This window comes from Nocardioidaceae bacterium SCSIO 66511, assembly GCA_023100825.1.
GTDB lineage: Bacteria > Actinomycetota > Actinomycetes > Propionibacteriales > Nocardioidaceae > Solicola.
In genome coordinates this window covers 1352397-1375541 of record CP095846.1, presented here as the reverse complement: position 1 = coordinate 1375541, position 23145 = coordinate 1352397, and the positions used below count along the sequence as shown (strand labels likewise).

Genomic DNA, 23145 nt, shown 5'->3' with positions numbered 1-23145 from the left:
GCTCATCGCGCCGCGACGTACTCATCGACCTTCTCGCGTTCGTGCGCCGGCGTGGCGTACGAGACAGCGACCATCACGACGACGTTCGCGATGAGCCCGATGATGCCGGGATGGATGTCGTACGGGGTGGTGTCCGGGCCATACTGGAAGAAGTAGTTCAGCGCCGCACCGACGAGCAGACCCGCGGTCACTCCGGCCGCGGTCGCCCGTCGCCAGTACAGCGCACAGTAGACACCCGGGGCGAACTGAACGATCGAACCGTATGCGCCGAGCAGCAGGTCGATGAGCCCCTGCCCGCCGTAGATCGCGATCAGGTACGCCGCCGCGCCGATGATCACGACCGCGGAGCGCATGATCAGCAGGGTAGTGCGTTCGGAGATGTCCTCTTTCACCTTGCGGATCAGGCCATCCGTCACCTCGAGCGCTGCGCTGTGCGTGATCGCATCTGCCGAGGACATCGCGGCCGCAAGGGCGCCGGCTCCGACCAGCCCGTACAGCCAGCCCGGCATGTCGAGCACGGTCGTGATCAGGTACGGCAGGATCTCATCGGGCAGTACCGTATCTGGCTCGACGATGCCGACCGCCGCGAAGCCGGCCAACAACAGCGGCACCAGAAACAACGCGAAGATCGGGTAGACGATCACGGTCTGCTTGATGGTACGCGGCCTTGACGAGTACGACTTGGAGAACAGATGCGGCCACATCAGCAGACCGATCAAGGACACCAGGATCGTCGTCGTGTAACCGGTAGGCGACATCGTCGATCCCGCGTGACCGATCTCGAGGAATCCCGGGTTGTCGGCGGCGATCGCATCGAACATCGACGTACTGCTGTCGTGCAGCTCGCGCACGACAGCGATGCCCACGACCCAAGCCACGATGACCATCAGGGCACCCTGGAACACGTCTGACCAGGCGGCGGCGCGCAGTCCGCCCGTCGCCACGTAGATGACCACGATCCCGTACGCGATCAGCGCGCCGAGCTTGAACGGCACAGTGTCGTCGGTCATGACGTTGAAGACGTACGCCATGCCCTTCATCTGGGTGGCGAGGTACTGGATGAACCCGAGCAGCGCGATGACTGCAACGAGTACCGGTACGGTCTTGTTGGGATACCGAGCGTAGAAGAAGCCTGACATCGTGTACAGGTTGAGCTTCTTGCCGATTCGGCCGATCTTCGGGCCGATGATGTACCACGGCAGGATGCCGAATGCCGTGTACACGATGATGTAGTACGCCGGAGCGCCCTGCGCGTACGCCCAGCCGGGGGCGCCCAGGAACGAGAAAGCGCTGAAGACCGCGCCACCCATCAGGAACGCCGTCACGACGAAGCCGAGCGATCGATCGGCGACGACGAACTCCGAGAGCGAGCCGCCGCGACCCTTGCCCGCCAGGACACCGATCACGAGAGCGATCGCGAGGTAGGCGATCATGATCGCCATTGCGAACTGCCAGTCAGCCATGATGATTGTCCTCCTCACCCTGGTTGTCCGGGTCGATGCGGTACAGGAACGCCACGCAGACCGCGACGATCAGGACCCACAGCACGACCCAGAAGAAGCCGAACGGAAGTCCGGCGACAATGGGTGTCGCGCTGTTCGCTAGCTCGAACACCGGAAACATCACCGGCACGAAGGTGATCACACAGATCACCACGAACAACGTTCGAAACGATCGCTGACTCATCGACTCACCTCATGGTTTCGATGGCTGGATGGCGGTTCCCCCACGGTCGTTGCAGCTCGACGGCGGCGCCCACCCGAAACACCGTCTCGTCGTCGTACGGATGGCCGACGATCTGTACGCCGGTCGGTATGCCCGTCGATGCGATGCCGCTCGGAACCGCGAGGACCGGGCAACGGTTGGCGATGTTGAACGGGGAGGTCAGATGCGACTCCCAGTAGTGCTCGAGATGCACACCGTCGACGTCGATCCCGTCGAGATAGTCGCCTTCGGCGCTGAGCGCGGGCGTACAGGAGGTCGGGCAGATGAGCGCATCGAACCCCGCCATCGCCGAGGCGAGTTCGGACTGCATCCGGGTCTCGACGCGAAGGGCGTCGATGTACCTGTGTCGTCCGGCGGTCTCGCGCGCATCGGCGATGAATCTTCGCGTGTACGCGGCGAGCTCATCCTCATGGCCGGCAACATCGTCTTCCATCGCGGGAGCGAGGAGGTGACCGAAGTGCGTGAACGCCGTTTCGGCGATCTCGCGAGTGCTCCACGGCAGCTCGACCTCCTCGACGGTCGCCCCGCAATCGGAGAGTGCCCGGGCAATCGCGTACGTGTTCTGCTCCACCTCGGCGGTTACCGGGTAGTCGCCGAGTCGAATGCACAGCGCAATGCGCATGCCTGCGACGTCGTCATGTACGCGGATCCTCGCATCGGGCCACAGCGACGTGTGGTCGTCAGGATCACGCCCGAGCATGACGTTCGCGAGCAGCGCAGTGTCGGCAACGGTGCGCGCCATCGGGCCGTCGCCACGGTACGGATCGGCCGACATCGGGGGCACTCCCGGAATGCGACCGTATGGGGCCTTGTAACCGACCGTGCCGGTGAACGACGCCGGGATGCGTGTCGAGCCGGCGATATCCGACGCAGTCGCGAGCGGCGTGAGTCCGGCGGCGAGCGCGGCACCGGAGCCACCCGATGAACCACCCGGCGAGTAGTCGAGGTTCCAGGGGTTTCGGGTGACTCCCCACAACGGGCTGTGCGTGACGGTCGCGCAGCTGTACTCCGGTGAGGTCGTACGCGCGTGCACGATGCCTCCGACGCGTACGATCCGCGCGACGACGGGGTGAGTGAGCTCGCTGATCTCGTCGCGGCGGAACGTCAACCCTTGCGAGAGACGCCGCCCAGCGAGCATGTGCTTCTCCTTGGTCGCCACGGGAAGACCGAGCAGACCCGGCCGCTCCACGCCTTGCTGGTAACGCGCCTCGGCGTCCCGCGCAGCGTCGAGCGCCTCGTCGAAGAAGGTCTCGGTGAATGCATTGACCGACTCGCCCACTCCGACGTGTCGGTCGATCACCGCCTGCATCAGTTCCACGGGCGACAGCTCCTTGGCCTGGAACAGCCGAAGCGCAGTCGTCGCGTCGAGAAGGTGCAGATCGTTCATTGCTCAGCACCGTCGGCGAGCGCACCTTGGACAAGCGCGTACGTGAGCTCTGTCAGGACCTCGACTCCCTTGACCATCGCTTCGTCGGTCGAGAACTCGCGCTCACAATGCGACACACCGTCGACGCTCGGGATGAACAGCATCACCGCGGGCACGATTGTGTTCATGGCGACCGAGTCGTGACCGGCCATCGTCGGCAGCCGGCATGAGGAGTAGCCGAGCTCGTGGGTCACTCGGCGGGCGAGCTCGATCCCGTCCTCACGGAAGTACCGGATCGGGCGGATGTCGAAGTCGCCGACGTTGATCGTGAGGCCGGAGTCATCGGCGAGCGACTCGAGTTGACGTACGACCTTGTCTCTGGCTGCCTTGACGATCTCCGGCTCACCGGATCGGAGGTCGGCGATCAGGTGCACCCTGCGGGCAACCACGATCGGGGAGTTCGGCTCCACGAACAACTGCCCGACCGACGAAACGATCGACTCGGGCTCGAAGTCGTCGACCACCTCGTGCACCAGTAGCACCGCCTTGGACGCGCCGACGAGAGCGTCGTGCCGATCGGCCATCGCCGTCGCACCCGTATGCGACTGCTCGCCGAGAATCTCGATGTCGAGCTTCTGGGTGTACCAGCTGCTCTGGACCAGCCCGATGTCGAGACCCTCGCGTTCGAGCCTGCGGCCCTGCTCGATGTGGATCTCCGCGTAGCTCGCGGCCACCGGCGGAGTGTCCGTCCCGAGAAAACCGATGTCTGCCAGCGCCTTGCGTACCGTGACGCCGTCAGGATCGGTCACCTCGAGCATCTCGTCACGTTCGAAGAGCCCCGTGTAGACCGAGCTGCCCATGATGCTCGGCTGGAACCTACTCCCCTCCTCGTTGAACCAGTTCACGACGGCGAGGTTGAAACGCGGCGTTGTCTCGCCGATACGTTCGTCGACCCGCTCGGCGGCATGCATCGCGGCAAGCACCCCGTACGCCCCATCGAAGCGGCCCGCAAGAGGCTGACTGTCGAGATGCGAACCGACCACGACGTATGGCGCACCGGGGTTCCACTCATACAAACCGAACATGTTGCCGATGCCGTCAACCGCGATCGAACGGCCGGCATCGCGCATCCATCCGGCGAACCAGGAGCGCGTACGCCCATCCTCGGCCGACGCAGCCTGGCGCTCGACACCGTTGCGCTCCGTCGCTCCGATAGTGGCGACGTAGTGGAAGTCCCGCAGGAATGCATCGGCGCTCATGTGCACCTCCGTTGACGCAACATCTTGGCGAGGTAGGTCACATCGGTCCAATTGAATCTTTTGAAGGTGTTGATTGAACGGATCGATTAGTTGGGTCGCCTGACCCGCCGCTTCGGTTGGCTCCTTCTCCGTTTTCCCGCCGCTTCGGTTCCGTCCTTCATCGTTCTCCGTTCGCTGCGGTTCTCTTCTTTGGCGGCGACGACGCCGGGTACGCGCCGGTGGCCGCCTCCCCGCGACCATCCTCGCCACTTCAGTTGCCACCTTCACCGCTTCCCGATTCGCCGATTTCCCTTTAAAACAAGGTGATTCGGTGCTCCCTTTCTCTTGTTCATCGAACCTTTGTGCGATACAATAGGTTCCATGTTCGAGCCGCAGACCTACACCCGCCTCCGCGACGTCGCGGGTCAGGCTGCCGGCGTCTCTGACCAGATCGGCTTGGCCACCGATGAACAGCTGTGCCAGTCGTTGCGCGACCTGCAAGCCGCGCTCGATCTGCTCGACGGGGTACGCGCCTCCCTGTTCGCCCAACTCAAAGAGACCGAAGCCCACAAGTCCGACGGTGCGTCCACGGTTGCTGGGTGGGCTCGCCAGGAGTTGCGGATGGGACTCGGTGAATCACGGCGTCACACCAAAGCCGGCCAAACGCTGAAGACGTTGCCGAAAGTCGCCGACGCGCTACGGGCCGGGACGATCCGGGCGGCGCATGTCGACGAGTTCACCGTCGGTGTCACCAAGGTCGGCGCCGACATCATGACCGACCTCCAAGACGTCCTCGTCCCACTCGCCCGCAAGTGTGAGCCCCGTGATCTGCGGGTCGCGATCAACGAACTCAACGACATCGTGAACTGTGAAGAACGCGATAAGGCATACCAGCGGGGCATGAACAAACGCGACATCACCGCCACCAAATGCGGCGATGGGTACTACGTCTCCGGAATGCTCGACCCCGTCACCGGAGCAAAATTCGCCCAATGGGCCAAAACCATGTCAATGCCTGAATACGACGGCGACGACCGCGCACCGTCGGACCGACGCGTCGACGGACTCGGACGAATGCTCGACGACCAAAACACCCCACCCCCGGCCGACCAGCAGCCGTCAGAACAGACTGCCGACACAGAGCAGTCCGACAGTGCAGGTGAACAGTCCGGCGAGCAGCAGGAGCCGTCGAAGCCGCGGCGGCGTGCCGATGTTTCACTGCTCGTCCTGGCCGACCTCGAAACCCTGCTGCGTCTGCCTGGTGCCCGTCCGGCCACCCTGGTCGGGTTCGGCCCCATCGGCCCCCAACTGCTGGGCTACCTCACCTGCGACGCCGACACGTCAGGCATCCTCACCCACGGCATCACTGGCGGCCCGGTGCCGCAGGCCAACGTGTTGAACGTCGGGCGTACCAGCCGCCTCGCCACCACAGCGCAACGTAAAGCGATCACCGCCCGTCAAGACGGCATCTGCGCGAATCCCGGCTGCGGATCCAGCTTCCTGGAGTTCCACCACGTCAACTGGTGGAACCGCGACCGCGGGCGCACCGACCTGTCCAATATGGTCGGCGTCTGCGGCGGCTGCCACCACCTCGTGCATCAGAACAAACTCGTCATCCGGCACGACGGGCACGGTGGCTTCACCTTCCACCGCTCCACCCGCACGATCATCGACGACCACGCCCGAGTCACCAAGCAGCGTGTACGCGACCTCATCGCCAAAATCCGCCACGCCGCCGAAACCGAAGCAGAGCAGAAACCGGCGAGATCATCGCCACCGCCCGGCCGGCGGCGCTCCTTACGTGACCTGCCTGCCTGCAGCTACACGGTCACGCGACTGCGCTACCGTGATCTGACCGAGCCACACCATCGCAACCGACACGGCTAGGGCGTGTCTCCAGACTCCGCGTCGATCAGGGAGCGGGCCTCCGCGCCCGATCCGGCAAGGCGCGGGAGCGAAGACGTAGCCGGTCCTCCTTCGAGTGACCGCAACGCAGCCGGTCGGGATGCGGAGACACGCGAGCCGACGTGGGGTTTGGAGACACACCCTAGGTGAACCGAGACCCATTGGCGGGCCACCGCCCGGCGTTCACCGTACGCTTACCGCTGTGACCACTGCGCTGCTCACCGACCAGTACGAGCTGACCATGCTGCAGGCCGCTCTACGCGACGGCACGGCCGATCGCCGCGCCGTATTCGAGCTGTTCCCCCGCCGACTGCCCGATGGGCGACGCTACGGTGTCGTCGCGGGCACCGGGCGGCTGCTCGATGCGATCGCCGACTTCCGATTCAACGCAGAGACCATCGCGTACCTGTCAGAGCACGACATCGTCGACCGGCCGACCCTCGACTGGCTCGCCGACTACCGGTTCACCGGCGATATCTCCGGGTACGCCGAAGGTGAGGCGTATTTCCCCGGGTCTCCCCTGATGATCGTCGAAGGAACGTTCGGCGAGTCGGTGGTGCTCGAGACGCTCGCGCTCTCCATCCTCAACCACGACAGCGCGATCGCATCCGCCGCGTCGAGAATGACCTGCGCCGCGGGCGACCGGCCCTGCATCGAGATGGGCTCGCGGCGGACACACGAACAAGCAGCCGTCGCATCGGCGCGCGCCGCGTACATCGCCGGGTTCGACGCCACGTCCAACCTCGAGGCGGGCAGGACCCACGGCATCCCGACAACGGGCACGAGCGCGCACGCGTTCACCCTGCTGCACGACACAGAACGCGACGCGTTCACCGCTCAGGTCGACTCGCTCGGACGCGGCACGACCCTGCTCGTCGACACCTACGACATCGAGAGTGCCGTACGCACCGCGCTCGACGTCGCGGGCACCGAGCTCGGCGCCGTGCGCATCGACTCCGGCGACCTCCCCCAGCTCGCGGCAGAAGTACGCGCGCAGCTCGACGCACTCGGCGCCACCAAGACGAAAGTCATCGTGACAAGCGATCTCGACGAGCACGCGATCGCCGCGCTCGCCGCCGCACCCGCCGACGGCTACGGCGTAGGCACGTCCTTGGTGACCGGATCCGGACATCCCACCTGCGGCTTTGTCTACAAGCTCGTCGCCAGAGACAGCGACGGCACCATGATCGGAGTCGCCAAGCGGAGCAAGGACAAACTCTCGATCGCCGGCCGCAAGACGGCCTGGCGACGCGTCAACCAAGCGGGCATCGCCTACCAGGAGATGGTCGGGATCGGCGACCAAGCACCTCCGTCCGACGCCCGCGAGCTGCTGGTGCCACTCGTCCGCTCTGGCGAGCGGGTGTACGACGAGTCGCTCGCCGCCGTACGCGAGCATCGCCGCGCCAGCATTGCCGAACTTCCCCCGCACGCCCGGCAGCTCTCCCACGGCGAGCCGGCGATCGAGACGACCTATCTGAAGGGCAAGCCCTGATCCGTCAGTGCGAGCTGGTTTTCGAATGCGGCACCGGGCAGCCGGCGGGGAACGTGCCGAGGTGATCGACGTCGAATCCGTTCGGGTAGCTGCGGATAATACGCAGATCCTTTGTCCGCTTCGGGTTTCTCCGTGCAGGCAGGAAACGTTCGAGTCGGCCGCGTAGGCGCAGCGCCGCGCGGTTCGCGCGTATCACGGCAGCCGGCGGCGACGCATAGCCGAACGCTGACCGGAGCTGGTCGTCCATGACGCTCAGCGCAAACGTACGAACGACACTCCGCGCCCGCCGCGGATAGAACGAACAGAGCAGGTCGAGCGTGGCGTCGGCAACCGCGCGGGCGCCCTCGTCGTACGCGAAGTGCGTACGCTCGTAGTCGTCCAACAACTCAGCGAACCCGTCGTACGTCTCGGGAATGTCGCGGATGCCCATCAGCTCGCCGAGCCTGCGGTAGTACGTCGTCGTGGCCTCGACCTCGACGGGACGCAATTGGCGCCATCCGTACTCATCAATCCAACGAACCGGCGTGACCACGAAGGTCGCGAGTACGTATCGCATATCGTCATCGGAAATGTCGTACGCGCGGTGCATCTGGTTGACCCGCCGCACCGCACGTCGCCCGCCGGGCGAGTCGAGCCCGTGGTCGGCCATTTCGTCGAGCAGCAACGCCGTGTCGTCATGTCGCTTCTGGGTGCGCTCGGTGAACTCGCCGGTGTCGTAGAGCAACCTCCCGATGCTCGGCACGGCGTACGTACGAAACAGCGCAAAGCTCAACGCCTGCTGGACGTCCCACGGGAACTCATACCTGGCTGTCAACGTGGTGATGCGCTCATGGTCGACGGCAGGGTCCAGCGCCTCAATCTGGCGTAGCCAATGCGAACGCGACAGTAGCGGCGACTTCATACCGCCCAGCCTAGACCGTGACACCACCACTGTCACGGTCTCTCGATCCCTGACTATTGGGAGATCTGGATCGGCTCACCGTTGTAGGTCAGGCGCCAGTCGGTCGAGGCGAACGACGCCGGGTCGATCTCGCCCTGTTCGGTGACCCAGTCGATGATCAGCTGACGGATCTCGACCTGAGCGTTGTAGACCACCGGCGCGTCGGCCATATGCGGGAACCCGCCGCCGCCCGACTGCCGATAGTTGTTGATCGCCACGACGTACTCGCCGTCGGGATCGAGCGGCTCACCGTCGTACGCGAGCGACACGATGCGCGACCCGACCGCCTTGCCGAGGTCGATGTCGTACGTGAGGGCGGCGTCGAGGCCGCCCATGATGTCGTAGTTGTAATCAGGCGTGCCGTTCGGAGCCTCGTCGGTCGGCGCGTTCGTCACCTCGTCAGGCGGGAACGGGCCCGTGCCGTCGACCGCCTGGAAGTACGTCACCGACTTCTCCAGGTAGTCCTTCACCTGTGCTCCGGTCAGCTTGATCGCCATCAGCGTGTTGTCGAAGATGTACAACCCGGCGACGTCGCGTACGGACACCTCACCCGCCGGGATGCTCGCATCGCGGTTGAACGGCGCGGCGATGCTCAGCATGGGCAGCGACGCATCATCGGTCCCCGTCAGCGCCGCCTTGACCGCCTGCGCCTGCACAAGGTTGATGAAGTCCATCGCCGCGGAATCCTCGTAGCGCGACGTCGCCGCGGACATCGCCTCAGTGGCGGTGCCGATCACCGAGTTGACGTACTCGATCACCTTGTCGTGCGGCTTGCGGAGCCGTTTGGTGATGCGCTTGTCGGGCTTGACGGTGTTGGCATTCAACGTACGGGCGTCGCGGCGTACGACCTTGAACCGGTTGCCTTTGCGCTCGACCTCCAGCTCGGCGACGGAGAGCCGCATACCCCAGCGCATCGGCTGGGTGAGGAGCACGTTCTTGTCCGAGCGCTTGTTCTTCACGATGCGCTTGGGAATGTCGAGATGCGTATGTCCGCACAGCACCATGTCGATGCCCGGCACCACCTTCGCAAGGCGCTCCGAGGTGTTCTCCGGGTACGGCAGCGCGTCGCCGTACGACGACGAGAGATCCATACCCGAATGCGACAGGACGACCACGATGTCTGCACCGGCGCGGCGTACGACCGGCACCCACAGCCGAGCCTGCTCGACGATTCCGGCGAACTCCAGCTTGCCTTCGACGTTGGCTTTGTCCCAGATCGCACTGCCCGGCGTGGTGAGCCCGAGGATGCCGACCTTCACCGGTCGGTGGAAGCCCAGGTCGACCTTGCGGATCACGTAGGGACGAAGCGCCGGGCGGCCGTTGCCCCAGTTGTGCACGTTTGCCCCGAGCAGCGGGAACTTCAGCTGCTGTTCGTACGCACGCAGCGTCGGGATGCCGTAGTTGAACTCGTGGTTGCCCACGACGGAGGCGTCATAACGCATCAGGTTCATCGCCGTCGCCATCGGATGCTTGGCGCCGTCGGTGATCGGCTTGATGCGGGCGTAGTAGTACGCCAGCGGTGTGCCCTGGATGGTGTCGCCGTTGTCGAGCAACAGCGTGCGCTTCGCGCCGCGCTTGTGCCGAATCGCCTCGACCAGCGTGGCGACCTTGGCGAGGCCGACGTCGTTGCCGTCGGCGTCGTCGTACGGCGCGTCACGGTAGTAGTCCCAGTTGTAGATGTTGCCGTGCAGATCGGTGGTGCCGAGCACCGTGAGGGTGCGCCGGTTCGGCTTGGCCGCGTACGTCGGTGCACCGGAGAACCCCGCGGCGGCGAGAGCACTCGCGGCGGCGGCACCTCCGATCAACGCGCGGCGTCCGAGGCCCGGTGTGTCGGTACGGTCGATCATCTCTACTCCTGTCGATCACGGCAGCGATCCACCTTCGCACGGGCCGGGGTCGTCCAGCCCCGCGGCGCACCGGAGTTCACCGTCCGTTGGTCAGGACGTCGTACGGCCGCCGAACGCCCGCGTGAACTCGCGAGCGATCTCATCGATCGCCTGCCGTGCCGCCGGCACGACGCCGGGCATGTTCAGGTAGCCGTGCACCGCTCCCCGATAGCTCGTGTAGCGCACCGCAACGCCGGCGTCGCGCAGAGCCGTCGCGTAATGCCTGCCGTTATCGGCAAGCGGATCATACTCCGCGGTCTGGATCAGCGCCGGCGCCAATCCGCTGAGGTCGGTCGTACGAAGCGGCGACGCGATCGGATCGCTGCCGTCCGCACCGCCGAGGTAGAGACGAGAGAAGCCCTTCATCTGTGCCGAGGTGATGACCGGGCCGGCGGCGTTCCGACGCTCGGAGTCGAACGTCGCGGACATGTCGACCGCCGGATACAGCAGCGCCTGCATCCGCAACCGGGGCATATCCGAGTCGCGAGCCCGAATCGCCGCGACCGCGGCCAGCGTGCCGCCCGCGCTCTCGCCCATCACCGCGAGCCGGTCGGTGTCGACACCGAGCTCGGCAGCGCTCTCGTACGCCCAGCGGGTCGTGTCCCAGGCATCTTCCACGGCCGCGGGATACGGGTGCTCCGGCGCGAGTCGGTAGTCGGCCGACATGACGATTGCACCCACCCGTACGGCGACCTCGCTACACAGCCACTCGGCTTGCTCGGGGTCACCGAGTACGAACCCTCCGCCGTGGAACGCGATCACACCGGGCAGCGCACCTTCGGCACCGGCCGGCCGGTAGATGCGCATCCGCAGCTGCCGGTCTCCGAACGAGACCGTCCGGTCGCCGATCTCGCAACCAGCCGCCGGGCGCCCGACGATGAACCGCGCGACTCGTGATCCTTGAACGCGAGCACGCCGGCGACGCAGCGCGGGTAGGTCCGCGGGGTCCATCGATTCGACCGGCGTACCGAACGGGCCGGTCAGGCCGGTGAACACGCGAGTACGCAGTGGAATACGGCGACGCATCAGTCGACCTTGTCACCAAGGGACTCCAGCAACGTACGCAGCGTCCTCGCCAACGCCTCCCGCTCGTCGCCGCTGATGCCCGCCAGGAGCGCCTCCTCGGTGGCGAGATGGTCCGGGAGCGTCTCGTCGACGAGTCTTCGGCCGTCGTCGGTGAGCGTCACGTAGACGCCGCGACCATCGGACTCGTGCGGCGTACGCGCCACGAGCCCCTTCTCCTCCAGCCGGTCGAGCCGCTGGGTGACTGCACCCGACGTGATCATCGAGGACCGCATCAGGGCAGCCGGCGTGAGGCGGTGTTCGGGGTTACTGCGCCGGAGAGTCGCGAGCACGTCGAACGACGCACCGTCGAGTCCGTGCGTACGAAACGTATCGCGCAGTTGTACGTCGACCAGCCGGGCCAGCCGCGTCAAGCGGCCGATCACGCCCATCGGTGACGCATCGATGTCCGGACGCGCCCGGGCCCATTGTTCGAGTACGCGGTCGACCTGATCTGCCACGGCGCCAGCCTAGGCCGTGTCTGGTCGTTTGTGGATTGCTTAGCGATGAGCTACTTTTGCTTAATGCTAAGCAATCGGATGGCGTTGCTCCTGGTCACGGCGATCACGCCGTCGGTTTGGGGTACGACCTACTTCGTCACGACCGAGTACCTCCCCGCCGACAGACCACTGTTCGCGGCGCTGATCCGCGCGCTGCCGGCCGGACTACTGCTCGTCGCCGTCACCCGGCGACTGCCCACCGGCCATTGGTGGTGGCGGTCGCTGGTACTCGGTTTCCTCAACATCGGCGCCTTCTTCGCACTGCTGTTCATCGCCGCGTACCGGCTCCCGGGCGGTGTCGCCGCAACCGTCGGCGCGGTCCAGCCACTGGTTGTCGTCGGACTCTCGGCGGCACTGCTCGGGCAGCGCCTGTCACTGCGGGCGGCGCTCGCCGGCATAGCGGGCGTGATCGGCGTCAGCCTGCTGGTCCTTCGACCCGATGCGCGGCTCGACGGCGTGGGCGTGCTCGCTGCACTGGCCGGCGCGGCGACGATGGCGACCGGCATCGTTCTGAGCAAACGGTGGTCGTCACCCGCACCGGTGCTCGCTACGACCGGCTGGCAGCTCGTCGCAGGTGGTCTGGTGCTGTTACCGCTGACCCTTGTCGTTGAAGGTGCACCGCCGTCGACACTCACGACGCAGAACCTGCTCGGGTACGCGTACCTCACCATCATCGGGTCGGCGCTCGCGTACGCCCTGTGGTTCCGCGGCATCCGTGAGCTGCCAGCCGTCGGCGTCTCCTTCCTGTCCCTGCTGAGCCCGGTAGTCGCGACAGCGCTTGGCTGGATCGCGCTCGACCAGGGCCTCACCGTCGTACAGGCGATCGGAGCGCTGGTCGTGCTCGCGTCACTCATCGCGGCGCAGCTCCCGGCCAGACGCTCGACACCCGAAACCGCCCACCGCACACTCGTCACCACCAGGAGCTGACCATGCGCATCGCAGTATTCGGATCACTCGGCAACATCGGCGGCACCATCGTCGACGAGCTGCTCACCCGACGCCACGATGTGACTGCAGTCGTACGCCGACCCGAGGTGGCCGAGCGCCTTCCGTCGCAAGCAGTGCCCCACATCGCCGACGCGACCGACCCGGTCGCCGTCGACGAGCTCGCGTACGCCCACGACGTGATCGTGTCGGCAACGCGCCCCGGACCAGGCAGCGAGTCGGAGCTCGCCGCGGTGGCGAAGGTTCTGCTCGACGGAGTCGCGCCCGCGAACACGCGGCTGATCGTCGTCGGCGGCGCCGGAAGCCTGACCATACCCGGCACCGACGGGCGTACCGTCATCGAGGACGCCCGCTACCTGCCCCCGGCCGGCCGACCGATCGCGCAGGCCTGCGGCGACCAGCTCGCGGTATGCGATTCACACGCGCAGGCCGACTGGACCTACCTCAGCCCCGCCGCGACGCTCACGAACGGACCCCGGACGGGGAGCTACCGGCTCGGCCTCGATCAGCTCGTCGTCGACGCCGCGGGAGAGTCGCGCATCTCGACCCCAGATCTCGCCGTCGCACTCGTCGACGAGGTAGAGCGGCCCACCCACCGACGGATGCGGTTCACGGTCGCGTACTGAGTCGCTGCGACGTCTCCGTGGCGAGGTGCCCGCGTCAGAAGACCTTGCCCGGGTTGAGTATGTCGTGCGGATCGAGCGCCCGCTTGATGTCGCGATGCACACGCATTCCGAGGTCGCCGACCTCACGGGCGAGCAGCTCACGTTTGAGTACGCCGACGCCGTGCTCGCCGGTGATGGTGCCCCCGAGGTCGAGCCCGAGGGTCATCACGTCGTCGAACGCCTGCTTGGCCCGCCGAGACTCGTCTTCGTCCTGCCCGTCGAAGACAACGGTCGGGTGGAAGTTGCCGTCACCGGCGTGGCCGACGACGCCGATCACGAGGTCGTGCTCGGCGGCGATCGCGTCAATGCCCGTCACCAGTGCTGCAAGGGCATCGCGGGGTACGCACACATCATCGATCAGGGTCGTGCCGAGTCGCTCGAACGCCGTGAGCACCTCGCGCCGGGCCTTTAGCAAGAGTTCACCCTCGGCGGGATCGTCGGCGACGACCACCTGGGTCGCGCCACAGTCCGCGAGCACCTTCGAGATGTGGTCGATCTCCTCGCGACCGTGAATGCCGCCCGCGTCGGACTGCGCGATGATGACCGCGCCGACCTCGGGGTCGAAGCCCAGGCGGAACGCGTCGTTCACGGCCTGAACGCTCGTGCGGTCCATGAACTCCAGCAGACTCGGCACGATGCCGCAGCCGACGACCGCCGAGACACCCTCCGCCGCCTGCTCCGCGTCGTCGAAGGTTGCGGCCAGGGTTTCGGGTCGCTGCGCGGCCGGCCGCAGGCTCAGCGTCGCCTCGGTGATGATGCCGAGGGTGCCCTCGGAGCCGACGAACAGCTTCGTCAGGTCGTAGCCGGCAACTCCCTTGACCGTACGGCGCCCCGTACGCAGCACCTCACCCGAGGCGAGGACCACCTCGAGACCGAGCACATAGTCGGTCGTGACGCCGTACTTGACACAGCACAGGCCGCCGGAGTTCGTCGACAGGTTGCCGCCGATCGAGCAGAACTCCCAGCTACTCGGATCCGGTGGATAGAAGAGCCCCGATGCCTCGACGGCATGCGACAACGCCGCGTTCATGACGCCGGGTTGGGTGACGACGTAGCGGTTGGCAACATCGATCTGACGGATCTCGGCCATGCGCTCGAGCCCGATGACGATGCACCCGTCGATCGCGTTGGCCGCACCGGACAGACCCGAACGCGCACCTTGGGGCACGACCGGCACGCCGTACTCGGACGCGATGCGCAATGTCGCGCTCACCTGTGACGTCTCCCGCGGGAGTACGACCGCCAGCGGCGTACCGGCCTCGCAGAACATCGCCCGGTCGACGCGGTACGACTCCATCAGGTCGGGGTCGACGACGATGCAGTCGGCCGGCAGCCGATCGGCGAGTACGGACAGGACCTCTGCCCGCGTCTCCTCGGACATGCTCACACCTCCGGCTTACCTGGCCCCAGCCACGATCGGAAGAAGCTGTCGAGCTCCTTGCCGCTGACCTCCTCGGCGAGCCTGCGGTACTCCCGCTGGCTCCCGACGCCGTCCGCGTTCTGGTGGACCCATCGGCGACTCAGTTTGAAGAACGCCTTCGAGCCTATCTCGCGGCGAAGCGCATGCAGCACCATGGATCCACGGGAGTAGATGGGCCCGGCGAAGATGTTGTGCGCACCCGGATTACGCAGTGGCAGATTCCAGAAGCGGTCGTTCGCCGGCTGCGCGTACAGCTGATTGAACTGCTGCTGTGGGGTGCGCCCGCCGTGCGCGCCGCTCCACAGCCACTCCGCGTACGTAGCGTACCCCTCGTTGAGCCAGATGGCCTTCCAGCGCTTGACCGTGACGGCGTCACCGAACCACTGATGCGCCATCTCGTGCGCGACGACGCCGCGGTTGACGCCGCCGAAGAACTGCGCGTCGTAGACCGGCCGGGTCTGGTTCTCCAAGGCGTACCCCAGGCGAGCGGCCGTCACGACGCCGCCGATCTGCTTGTACGGATAGCGCCCCCACTTCTTGGCGAGGAAGCTCGTGACGCGGTCGGTCGAACGGATCGATCGCTCGGCTGCTTTGCGGGTTCGGTCGCCGAGGCGCTTGTCGTACGCGTAGAGGTACGGACGGCCTGACTTCGTGCGGCCTCGATCGATCGCGAAGTCTCCCCAAGCGGCAAATGCGAGGTACGTCGCCATCGGCTTGCCCGAGTGCCACCGCCAGGTCGTACGCCCATTGCGGGTCCGCTTGCCGACCAGACGCCCGTTGCTCACGGTCTGGCGACCCTTGGCGACCCTCAGCGCGATGTCGAAGCGGGCCTTGTCGGACGGATGGTCGTTGCTCGGGAACCACCACGCGGCGATGTTGGGCTGCCCGATCGCGAGCGCTCCGGCCTTGCTGGCGAGGAACGGTTGCTCGTTGGCGTAGCGGATGCGGCCCGGGCGGCCGGCGTAACGGACCCGCACCTTGAATCGTCGCCCGTCGGCGATGCGGCGTCGCGGCGTGACGATCAGCTCGTGGCGGGTCTGTCGGAACTTCGCCGGCTTGCCGTCGACCCGGACAGCGCTCGCTCGCGGCAGTAGGTCGAGGTTGAATCGTACGAGGTCCTGCGTCGCACGTGCCTTGATGATCGTGTCACCGCGCAGCTTGCGGGTCTTGCCGGCGTATCCCGCCGTGATGTCGTAGTGCTGTACGTCGTACCCGCCGTTGCCGGACTTCGGGAAGTACGGATCGCCGATTCCCGGAGCACCAACGTCGGCTGGTGCTCCAGCTGCCGCCGAGGTGCCCAACACCCCGAGCGCGATGACAAGACTGATTCCGCGTAGCCCACCGAACATGCGCTCACCCTACGCGGAGTCCGTGTCCGCGTAGGCCGGATCCCCGTCGACCAGTGGCACACTGTATCGATGCCGTCGATGTCGAGACCCGAGCGATCCTTCTGTCGTAGCGGCCTGTGGCAGGTGGCGGTGCGACGCATCGTCTCGTGGGCGACCCAGCGGACGGAACTCCACGGCGACGTACTCGAGATCGGCGGTGGAGGCGGCGGCATGGCCGAGGCGCTCGCCCGCGCGAATCCCGACATCCGCCTGACCATGACCGACGTCGACGAACTGATGGTCGACACCGCACGGGTACGGCTCGTGCGCTACTCCAACGTCGCGGTGTCCCGGGCCGACGTCACCCGCTTGCCGTACGACGACGCTTCGTACGACGCCGTTGTCAGCTTCCTGATGTTGCACCACGTGATCGACTGGGAGTCGGCGGTCGCCGAGGCTGCGCGCGTACTGCGACCCGGCGGCCGGTTCATCGGCTACGACCTCACCGACACTGCGATCTCCGCGTGGATCCACCACCTCGACGGCTCGCCACACCGGCTCATCCCCCGCGGCGGCCTCGAGCCCGTGCTCGGCGAGCACGGGCTCGAGGCCGAACACCTGCGGTACGGCGTACGCGACCACGTCGTCCGCTTCGTCGCCCGTAAGGCCGAACGCTGATCAGAGGTTGCCGCGGCGCTCCTGCTCGCGCTCGATCGCCTCGAACAGCGCCTTGAAGTTGCCCTTGCCGAACCCTAGCGAGCCGTGCCGCTCGATCAGCTCGTAGAAGACCGTCGGGCGGTCACCGATCGGCTTGGTGAAGATCTGCAGCAGGTAGCCGTCCTCGTCGCGGTCGACCAGGATGCCCCGCTTCTGCAGCTCTTCGACGGGTACGCGCACCTTGCCGATCCGCTCCCGGAGCTCGGCGTCCTCGTAGTACGAGTCGGGCGTCGCCAGGAACTCGACGCCGTTGGCACGCATGTGGTCGACCGTGCTCAGGATGTCGTTGGTCGCCAGGGCGATGTGCTGAGCGCCCGCGCCGTCGTAGAACTCCAGGAACTCGTCGATCTGGCTCTTCTTCTTTGCGATCGCCGGCTCGTTGAGCGGGAACTTCACCCGGTGGTTGCCGTTCGAGACGACCTTGCTCATCAGCGCCGAGTAGTCGGTCGCGATGTCGTCGCCGATGAACTCGGCCATGTTCACGAAGCCCATGACCTTGTTGTAGAAGGCGACCCAGTCATCCATCTTGCCGAGTTCGACGTTGCCGACGACGTGGTCGACCGCCTGGAACAGACGCTTCGGCGCATCCTCGGCACGCACCACCGAGGTCGTACGCGCCTCGAAGCCGGGCAGGTACGGACCGTCGTAGCGTGACCGGTCGACCAGCGTGTGCCGGGTGTCGCCATACGCCGCGATCGCCGCGGTACGAACGGTGCCGTGCTCGTCGCTGACGTCGTGCGGCTCTTCGAGCACGGTCGCACCCTGCTTGCGCGCGTGGTCGATGCACTTGTCGACGTCCGGCACCTCGAGCGCGATATCGATGACGCCGTCGCCGTGCTTGCGGTGATGATCGAGCAACGTGCTGTCCGGGCGTACTCCGCCCTTCACGACGAACCGGCACGACCCGCTGCGGAGCACGTACGCCTTGTGGTCGCGGTTGCCGGTCTCCGGGCCGCTGTACGCCACGAGGTTCATCCCGAACGCGTACTGGTAGTAGTGCGCGACCTGGGTCGCGTTGCCGACGACGAAGACGACGGCATCCCAGCCGGTCACGGGGAACGGGTCCGAGGCTTCGTCGTACTCGACGAGACCGACCAGCTGTTTGAGTTGATCGAGCGAGAGGTCAGCCTCGAGCTCGTCGGGGGTCAGGGTGCTGTCCGTGGTGTCAGTCATGCGCAAAGCATGCGGTGACCGAACACACTGCGCAAGGCAGACCAGATTCAATGCACAATTTGTCTAGAATCTCGGCATGAACGCACCGATCGATGGACTCGATGCCAGGATCATCTCGCTCTTCCTCGAAGAACCTCGGATCGGCGTACTCGAGGCGTCGCGGAGACTCGGGGCCGCGCGGGCCACCGTGCAGTCGCGACTCGACCGGCTCGCCGCGCGCGGCGTGATCGCCGGTTGGGCGCCGACGATAGACCCGGAGCGGCTGGGGTATCCGGTGACCGCGTTCCTCACGCTGGAGATTCGCCAGGATGCCGGCCACGAACGCGTCTCGCGTCACCTGTCGGAGATCCCCGAGGTGATCGAGGCCTGCACGATCACCGGCGCCGGTGACCTCTGGTGCCGGGTCGTCGCGAAGTCGAACTCCGATCTGCAGCGGGTGATCGACTCGGTCGTCGACTTCGAGAGCGTCGAGCGGACTGCGACGGTGATCGCACTTGCGACGCAGCTGCGGCATCGGGTCGCTCCGCTCGTCGATGCCGCGCAGGGCTGACCGCCTACTCCAGGGCGCGGGCAACCGCGGTCGCGGCGCGTACGACCAGCGGTCCGATGTCGTCGTTGGCGAGGTCATGCAGGCTGACGATGCCGATCGACGCATCGAGGCCGTCGACGCCTCGCACCGGAGCCGCGACGCCGCGGGCACCGCGCTGCAGCTCACCGGCACTCGCGACGTACATCGTGTCGGTCGACTTGCCGGCCGTCATCGAACGCCCGAGCAGGATCGCGCGTCCGGCGGCGGCGTCGTGGACGTCGTGTCGAGCGCCGACGCGGTACGCGACGTGGAAGTCGGTCCAGCGCGGCTCGACGACTGCGATCGCGATGGCCTCATCGCCCTCGGCGACGGTCAGGTGGGCGGTCGCGCCGACCTCGTCCGCGAGCGTACGCAGCACCGGAGTCGCCCGCGCCTGCAGCACCGGACGCACCGCATGGCCGAGCGGGATCAGCCCGACCCCGGCCGTCACCCGCCCGGATCGGTCGCGGTGGACCAGACCGTGGCGTTCAAGCGTGGCAACCAGCCGGTACACGACGGTGCGGTTGAGCTCCAGCAGTTCGGACAGCTCACCGATCGAGTAGCCGGCGGGTTCGAGCGCGACGGTATCGAGCAGGCGTAGCCCACGGTCGAGGGTCTGCGAGATCTCAGCGGCCATCGCCGACCGCCCCGGACGGCTCGGTCACTGCGCTGCGTACCGGACCTACGCGTACCGGATCTGCGCGTTCCATATCCGAACGATACTCCCGCAGCTTTCGGTATCTATCACGCATCGATACGAACCTATTGGATCTATGCGCGATAGCTACAAAATCACGTACGCCGCGAAGCCCACTCCCGCAGCTTGTCGATCCGCGCCGACAGCTGGTCGGCCGAAGCCTGCGCTGCCGGGGGTCCGCCGCACTCGCTGCGCAGCTGGTTGTGGGTGACGCCGTGTGGTTGGCCGGTCCGGTGGTGCCAGGCCGCGACGAGCCCGTTCAGCTCACGGCGCAACACGGCGATGCGCTGATGGGCAGAGGGCTGTCCGGCATGGTCGGCAGCGGAATGCTCACCGTGTTCAGCAGCCGCGTGCGCACCGTGCGACTTCGCCGCCCGATCGCGTCGACGTTGCTCCGAGAGCCGCTCGCTCTGCCGGTGGCGGAGCAGCTCGCGCACCTGCTCGGGCTCGAGCAGCCCGGGGATGCCGAGGAAGTCCATCTCCTCGTCGCTGCCGACGGCGACGTTGCCCTCATGTCCGAACGCCGCACCGTCGAACAGCACATGGTCGAACTCCGCGTCACTGCCGAGTGCCTCGAAGTCTCCCGCTGGCTCCGCGGCCTCGTCGGCGCTCTGCTGCGCCTGTGCGAGCAGCTGCTCCTCCGCCGCGAAGATGTCGTCATCGTCGCGCACTGAGCGCCCGAGAACGTGGTCGCGCTCGCGTTCCAGCTCGGACGCCAGCCGCAACAGCGCCGGTACGCTCGGCAGGAACACCGAGGCGGTCTCGCCGCGACGACGGGCTCGTACGAAGCGCCCGATCGCCTGCGCGAAGAACAACGGGGTGGATGCCGTCGTCGCGTACACCCCGACGGCCAGCCGGGGCACGTCGACGCCCTCGGAGACCATTCGCACAGCGACCATCCAGCGGTCATCGGACTCCGCGAAGTCCGCGATCCGCTCACTCGACTTGGGTTCGTCCGAGAGCACCACCGCTGGCGCCTCGCCGGTGATCGAGCGCAGGATCTTGGCGTACGCGCGCGCAGACTCCTGATCGGTCGCGATCACCAGCCCGCCGGCGTCCTCGACGTGGCGGCGTACCTCGGACAGTCGCTTGTCGGCCGCCTGCAGAACCGCGGGCACCCAAGAGCCCTTGGGATCCAGCGCGGTACGAAGCGCCTGCGCGGTGATGTCTTTGGTGAGTGGTTCGCCGAGCCGCGCGCTCACCTCGTCGCCCGCACTCGTGCGCCACTGCATATCGCCGGAGTACGCCATGAACAGCACCGGGCGTACCACGCCGTCGCTCAACGCGTCGGAGTAGCCGTACGAATAGTCGGCCCGGCTCCGAGACACACCGTCGTCGAGTCGTTCGTACTCGACGAACGGGATCGGGTTCGTATCGGAGCGAAACGGTGTGCCGGTCAGGGCGAGCCGCCGGGTCGCCGGCTCGAACGCCTCCTGTACGGCCTCACCCCACGACAGCGCGTCGCCCGCGTGATGGATCTCGTCGAGGATGACGAGGGTCTTGAACCGCTCCGTGCGTACTCGGTACGCGATCGGGTTGGCCGCGACTCCCGCGTAGGTGAGTGCGATCCCGTTGTAGTCGTCGGCGAGTTTGCCCCGGCGACCCGAGAACGCCGGGTCGAGCGCGATACCGACGCGCGCGCTCGCCTCCGCCCACTGGGTCTTCAGATGATCGGTCGGGGCCACGACGACGAGCCGCTCGACGACACGCCGCTCGAGTAGCTCGGCGGCGACGCGCAGGGCGAAAGTGGTCTTTCCCGCACCTGGGGTCGCGACCGTCAGAAAGTCGCGACCCCTGGTCGTGCGGTACCGCTCAATCGCGGCGGCCTGCCACGCGCGCAGCTTCGGCGCCGTGCCCCAGGCTGCCCGTTCCGGATAAGCCGGGGGCAGCTGGGACGCAGGATTCATCGAGCGCGGAACGCCGCCCACTGCCGGTTGATGCGCTTGTTCTGACCGAACGTGAACTGGTTCATGCAGCGGTCGTACGAGTAGTCCATGAAGTTGTGGACCGGGTCCTTACCGGGCGCCTTACAGGTGTCCCGGCCCTTCGGGCACTCGTAGTTCGGCGTCGCCTCACGCGGGGTGTCCTTGACGCGGTCGTTGAGCTTGCTGCAGGCGCCCTGGAACGTGTGGTAGAGCCCGAGCCAGTGACCGGCCTCGTGCACGGCGGTGTCGCCCTTGTTGTAGCCGTTGAACCGGCCGTTCTTCATGCTGCCGTAGTTGATCACTACACCGTCGATCTTCGGGTTGCGCTTGAGATCGGCGGGGAACGTCGCCCAGCCGAACAGCGTGCCGCCGGAGATCTCCGGAGCGGACAGGTAGAGGTTCAACGCGCTCGGGCCGCCCTTGTGCAGCTTGCGCTTCATCTTGTTGGCAGCGCGATCACCCAGCGCCGCGGTGTACCAGCGCTTGTTGACCGGGCGGTCGATGCTCTTCAGCTTGAACCGGAACTTGGTCCGCACCGAATGCTTGCTCTGGTTGCCCTTGTACGCGCGGTTCATGATCCGGATCTGCTGGGTGATCCGCTTCCGCGGCGCTTTGACCTTGTTCTTGGTCTGCTGGATCGCGTGGACGTGCACGGGGATCGTGATGACCTTCCCGTCGCCACGGATGGCGGCCGCGCGCTCGGGCGGCGAAAGCTGCTTCAGCGCGGCGTCGAACCGGCTTTCGTACTCGCGTACTTCCGCGGCGCTCGGGCCGGAGTCGCGTACGTAGCCGTCATCGGTGCGCGCGGACAGGGCTCCCTGTCCCGGAGCGCACTCCTGAGCGGCGGTCACGCTTGCACCGAGATCGGCGGGCGCGGCGGATGCGGTGGGCGCGGCAAGCGTGCCCAGGGCGAGTGCGCCAACGGATGCTCCGACGGCCGTTTGCACACAGCGACGTAGTACAGACACTTGAGATTCCCCTCGATTGTCCACTGAACCGCGACGAACCCGAGGCCCGCCGAACTGTCTGGAAGCGCACCTTACGCGACGCTCAGGCCACCTGCCACACGAACCCGGGTAACACCCGCGAGCGGGTCCGACGACACGCCGCAGACGGCGCGGTTTCGGGCTTCCGCCCCTCAGTCCTTGGAGTCGTCGCCGTCGTCGCCGGGCTTGAAGGAGTCCCACATCTCCTTGCACTCCGGGCAGACCGGATAACGCTGCGGGTCACGGCTCGGCACCCACACCTTGCCGCAGAGTGCGACGACCGGCGTGCCGTTGACCATCGCGTCGGTGAGCTTCTGCTTCGCGACGTAATGCGAGAACCGCTCATGGTCACCGTCGTCGGTCGTCGGCTTCGTACGCGCGTCGTCGACGGTCTTCGTGCCCGGACTCAAAGAGATACCCACGCGCTCAGTGTAAGAGGTCGCGCGGATAGGGGCGACGGTAAGGGAGCGGGTCTGGGCGCGCGATCCGGCAAGGCGTGGGAGCGAAGTAGTAGTTGGTCTCTCCGGCGAGCGACCACAACGCAGCCGGTCGGGATGTCCCAGGCCCGTGAGCCCGGCGATACCTATCCGCGCGATCTCTTAGTGCA

21 protein-coding genes are annotated in these 23145 nt (G+C 66.5%); 6 read left to right on the top strand and 15 right to left on the bottom strand.

The genetic code is table 11. The features are described from left to right. Window positions 1-2: 2 nt before the first annotated feature. The 4 genes from MU582_06365 to MU582_06350 are packed head-to-tail and all read right to left on the bottom strand — an operon-like array spanning window position 3 to window position 4350. Window positions 3-1463 (bottom strand): sodium:solute symporter family protein, encoded by a 1461-nt coding sequence (locus MU582_06365; GenBank protein ID UPK76262.1) that lies wholly within the window; start codon window positions 1461-1463, stop codon window positions 3-5. Then, the gene (locus tag MU582_06360; protein UPK76261.1) at window positions 1456-1686 is read right to left on the bottom strand and encodes a DUF3311 domain-containing protein; all 231 of its coding nucleotides are present in this window, start codon (window positions 1684-1686) and stop codon (window positions 1456-1458) included. The genes MU582_06365 and MU582_06360 overlap by 8 nt, the downstream gene beginning before the upstream one ends. 4 nt (window positions 1687-1690) lie before the next feature. Beyond that, window positions 1691-3112 carry an amidase gene (locus tag MU582_06355; GenBank protein ID UPK76260.1) on the bottom strand — a complete coding sequence of 474 codons (1422 nt, stop codon included), beginning with the start codon at window positions 3110-3112 and terminating at the stop codon, window positions 1691-1693. Further along, on the bottom strand, window positions 3109-4350 hold the full coding sequence (locus MU582_06350) for a M20 family metallo-hydrolase (GenBank protein ID UPK76259.1): 1242 nt from the start codon (window positions 4348-4350) through the stop codon (window positions 3109-3111). The genes MU582_06355 and MU582_06350 overlap by 4 nt, the downstream gene beginning before the upstream one ends. A gap of 324 nt (window positions 4351-4674) precedes the next feature. Here MU582_06350 and MU582_06345 point away from each other — a divergent pair, with 324 nt between their 5' ends. Further along, entirely contained in the window at window positions 4675-6216 is a 1542-nt protein-coding gene (locus tag MU582_06345; protein ID UPK76258.1) for an HNH endonuclease, read from the top strand. 220 nt (window positions 6217-6436) lie between these two features. Then, complete coding sequence (locus MU582_06340) at window positions 6437-7726, top strand: nicotinate phosphoribosyltransferase (GenBank protein ID UPK76257.1); 1290 nt, start codon at window positions 6437-6439, stop codon at window positions 7724-7726. Window positions 7727-7730: 4 nt separating this feature from the next. On the opposite strand, the gene MU582_06335 is transcribed toward MU582_06340, so the two are convergent. From MU582_06335 to MU582_06320, 4 genes are all read right to left on the bottom strand, one after another. After that, on the bottom strand, window positions 7731-8627 hold the full coding sequence (locus tag MU582_06335; GenBank protein ID UPK76256.1) for a DUF2236 domain-containing protein: 897 nt from the start codon (window positions 8625-8627) through the stop codon (window positions 7731-7733). A 53-nt stretch (window positions 8628-8680) separates the two neighbouring features. Next, a complete protein-coding gene (locus tag MU582_06330) occupies window positions 8681-10513 on the bottom strand; it encodes a 5'-nucleotidase C-terminal domain-containing protein (protein ID UPK76255.1) in 1833 nt (610 codons plus the stop codon). Window positions 10514-10603: 90 nt separating this feature from the next. Then, on the bottom strand, window positions 10604-11578 hold the full coding sequence (locus MU582_06325; protein UPK76254.1) for an alpha/beta hydrolase: 975 nt from the start codon (window positions 11576-11578) through the stop codon (window positions 10604-10606). Next, window positions 11578-12075 (bottom strand): MarR family transcriptional regulator, encoded by a 498-nt coding sequence (locus tag MU582_06320; GenBank protein ID UPK76253.1) that lies wholly within the window; start codon window positions 12073-12075, stop codon window positions 11578-11580. The genes MU582_06325 and MU582_06320 overlap by 1 nt, the downstream gene beginning before the upstream one ends. 63 nt (window positions 12076-12138) lie before the next feature. Here MU582_06320 and MU582_06315 point away from each other — a divergent pair, with 63 nt between their 5' ends. Together MU582_06315 and MU582_06310 are read left to right on the top strand one after the other, a co-directional pair. After that, the gene (locus MU582_06315; protein UPK76252.1) at window positions 12139-13041 is read left to right on the top strand and encodes an EamA family transporter; all 903 of its coding nucleotides are present in this window, start codon (window positions 12139-12141) and stop codon (window positions 13039-13041) included. 2 nt (window positions 13042-13043) lie between these two features. Then, complete coding sequence (locus tag MU582_06310; protein ID UPK76251.1) at window positions 13044-13685, top strand: NAD(P)H-binding protein; 642 nt, start codon at window positions 13044-13046, stop codon at window positions 13683-13685. Window positions 13686-13719: 34 nt separating this feature from the next. Here the strand turns inward: MU582_06310 and MU582_06305 are convergent, their stop codons facing one another. Further along, a complete protein-coding gene (locus MU582_06305) occupies window positions 13720-15105 on the bottom strand; it encodes an FAD-binding protein (GenBank protein UPK76250.1) in 1386 nt (461 codons plus the stop codon). 2 nt (window positions 15106-15107) lie between these two features. Then, window positions 15108-16493, bottom strand: a complete 1386-nt coding sequence (locus MU582_06300) for a M1 family metallopeptidase (protein ID UPK76249.1) — start codon at window positions 16491-16493, stop codon at window positions 15108-15110. A 69-nt stretch (window positions 16494-16562) separates the two neighbouring features. On the opposite strand from MU582_06300, the gene MU582_06295 reads away from it, so the two are divergent. After that, entirely contained in the window at window positions 16563-17150 is a 588-nt protein-coding gene (locus MU582_06295) for a class I SAM-dependent methyltransferase (GenBank protein ID UPK76248.1), read from the top strand. Here the strand turns inward: MU582_06295 and hppD are convergent, their stop codons facing one another. Then, the gene (gene hppD, locus MU582_06290) at window positions 17151-18362 is read right to left on the bottom strand and encodes a 4-hydroxyphenylpyruvate dioxygenase (protein UPK76247.1); all 1212 of its coding nucleotides are present in this window, start codon (window positions 18360-18362) and stop codon (window positions 17151-17153) included. 76 nt (window positions 18363-18438) lie between these two features. Between hppD and MU582_06285 the strand changes: the two genes are divergently transcribed. Then, entirely contained in the window at window positions 18439-18912 is a 474-nt protein-coding gene (locus MU582_06285) for an Lrp/AsnC ligand binding domain-containing protein (GenBank protein UPK76246.1), read from the top strand. 4 nt (window positions 18913-18916) lie between these two features. Here the strand turns inward: MU582_06285 and MU582_06280 are convergent, their stop codons facing one another. The 4 genes from MU582_06280 to MU582_06265 all read right to left on the bottom strand — a co-directional run bounded on the left by MU582_06280 (window position 18917) and on the right by MU582_06265 (window position 22960). After that, window positions 18917-19567 (bottom strand): helix-turn-helix domain-containing protein, encoded by a 651-nt coding sequence (locus MU582_06280; protein ID UPK76245.1) that lies wholly within the window; start codon window positions 19565-19567, stop codon window positions 18917-18919. Window positions 19568-19722: 155 nt separating this feature from the next. Then, on the bottom strand, window positions 19723-21534 hold the full coding sequence (locus MU582_06275) for a DEAD/DEAH box helicase (GenBank protein ID UPK76244.1): 1812 nt from the start codon (window positions 21532-21534) through the stop codon (window positions 19723-19725). After that, window positions 21531-22520, bottom strand: a complete 990-nt coding sequence (locus tag MU582_06270; GenBank protein ID UPK76243.1) for a zinc metalloprotease — start codon at window positions 22518-22520, stop codon at window positions 21531-21533. Before MU582_06270 ends, MU582_06275 begins: the two co-directional genes overlap by 4 nt. A 170-nt stretch (window positions 22521-22690) precedes the next feature. Continuing rightward, on the bottom strand, window positions 22691-22960 hold the full coding sequence (locus MU582_06265) for a DUF3039 domain-containing protein (protein ID UPK76242.1): 270 nt from the start codon (window positions 22958-22960) through the stop codon (window positions 22691-22693). Window positions 22961-23145 lie beyond the last annotated feature (185 nt).

Bases quoted from the DNA above. Each gene is read 5' to 3' on its own strand.
- MU582_06285 (UPK76246.1), top strand. From the start codon at position 18,439: ATGAACGCACCGATCGATGGACTCGATGCCAGGATCATCTCGCTCTTC.
- MU582_06275 (UPK76244.1), bottom strand. From the start codon at position 21,534: ATGAATCCTGCGTCCCAGCTGCCCCCGGCTTATCCGGAACGGGCAGCC.
- MU582_06350 (UPK76259.1), bottom strand. From the start codon at position 4,350: ATGAGCGCCGATGCATTCCTGCGGGACTTCCACTACGTCGCCACTATC.
- MU582_06300 (UPK76249.1), bottom strand. From the start codon at position 16,493: ATGTTCGGTGGGCTACGCGGAATCAGTCTTGTCATCGCGCTCGGGGTG.
- MU582_06310 (UPK76251.1), top strand. From the start codon at position 13,044: ATGCGCATCGCAGTATTCGGATCACTCGGCAACATCGGCGGCACCATC.
- MU582_06365 (UPK76262.1), bottom strand. From the start codon at position 1,463: ATGGCTGACTGGCAGTTCGCAATGGCGATCATGATCGCCTACCTCGCG.
- MU582_06280 (UPK76245.1), bottom strand. From the start codon at position 19,567: ATGGCCGCTGAGATCTCGCAGACCCTCGACCGTGGGCTACGCCTGCTC.
- MU582_06355 (UPK76260.1), bottom strand. From the start codon at position 3,112: ATGAACGATCTGCACCTTCTCGACGCGACGACTGCGCTTCGGCTGTTC.
- MU582_06305 (UPK76250.1), bottom strand. From the start codon at position 15,105: ATGTCCGAGGAGACGCGGGCAGAGGTCCTGTCCGTACTCGCCGATCGG.
- MU582_06335 (UPK76256.1), bottom strand. From the start codon at position 8,627: ATGAAGTCGCCGCTACTGTCGCGTTCGCATTGGCTACGCCAGATTGAG.
- MU582_06295 (UPK76248.1), top strand. From the start codon at position 16,563: ATGCCGTCGATGTCGAGACCCGAGCGATCCTTCTGTCGTAGCGGCCTG.
- MU582_06360 (UPK76261.1), bottom strand. From the start codon at position 1,686: ATGAGTCAGCGATCGTTTCGAACGTTGTTCGTGGTGATCTGTGTGATC.
- MU582_06330 (UPK76255.1), bottom strand. From the start codon at position 10,513: ATGATCGACCGTACCGACACACCGGGCCTCGGACGCCGCGCGTTGATC.
- hppD (UPK76247.1), bottom strand. From the start codon at position 18,362: ATGACTGACACCACGGACAGCACCCTGACCCCCGACGAGCTCGAGGCT.
- MU582_06325 (UPK76254.1), bottom strand. From the start codon at position 11,578: ATGCGTCGCCGTATTCCACTGCGTACTCGCGTGTTCACCGGCCTGACC.
- MU582_06315 (UPK76252.1), top strand. From the start codon at position 12,139: ATGCTAAGCAATCGGATGGCGTTGCTCCTGGTCACGGCGATCACGCCG.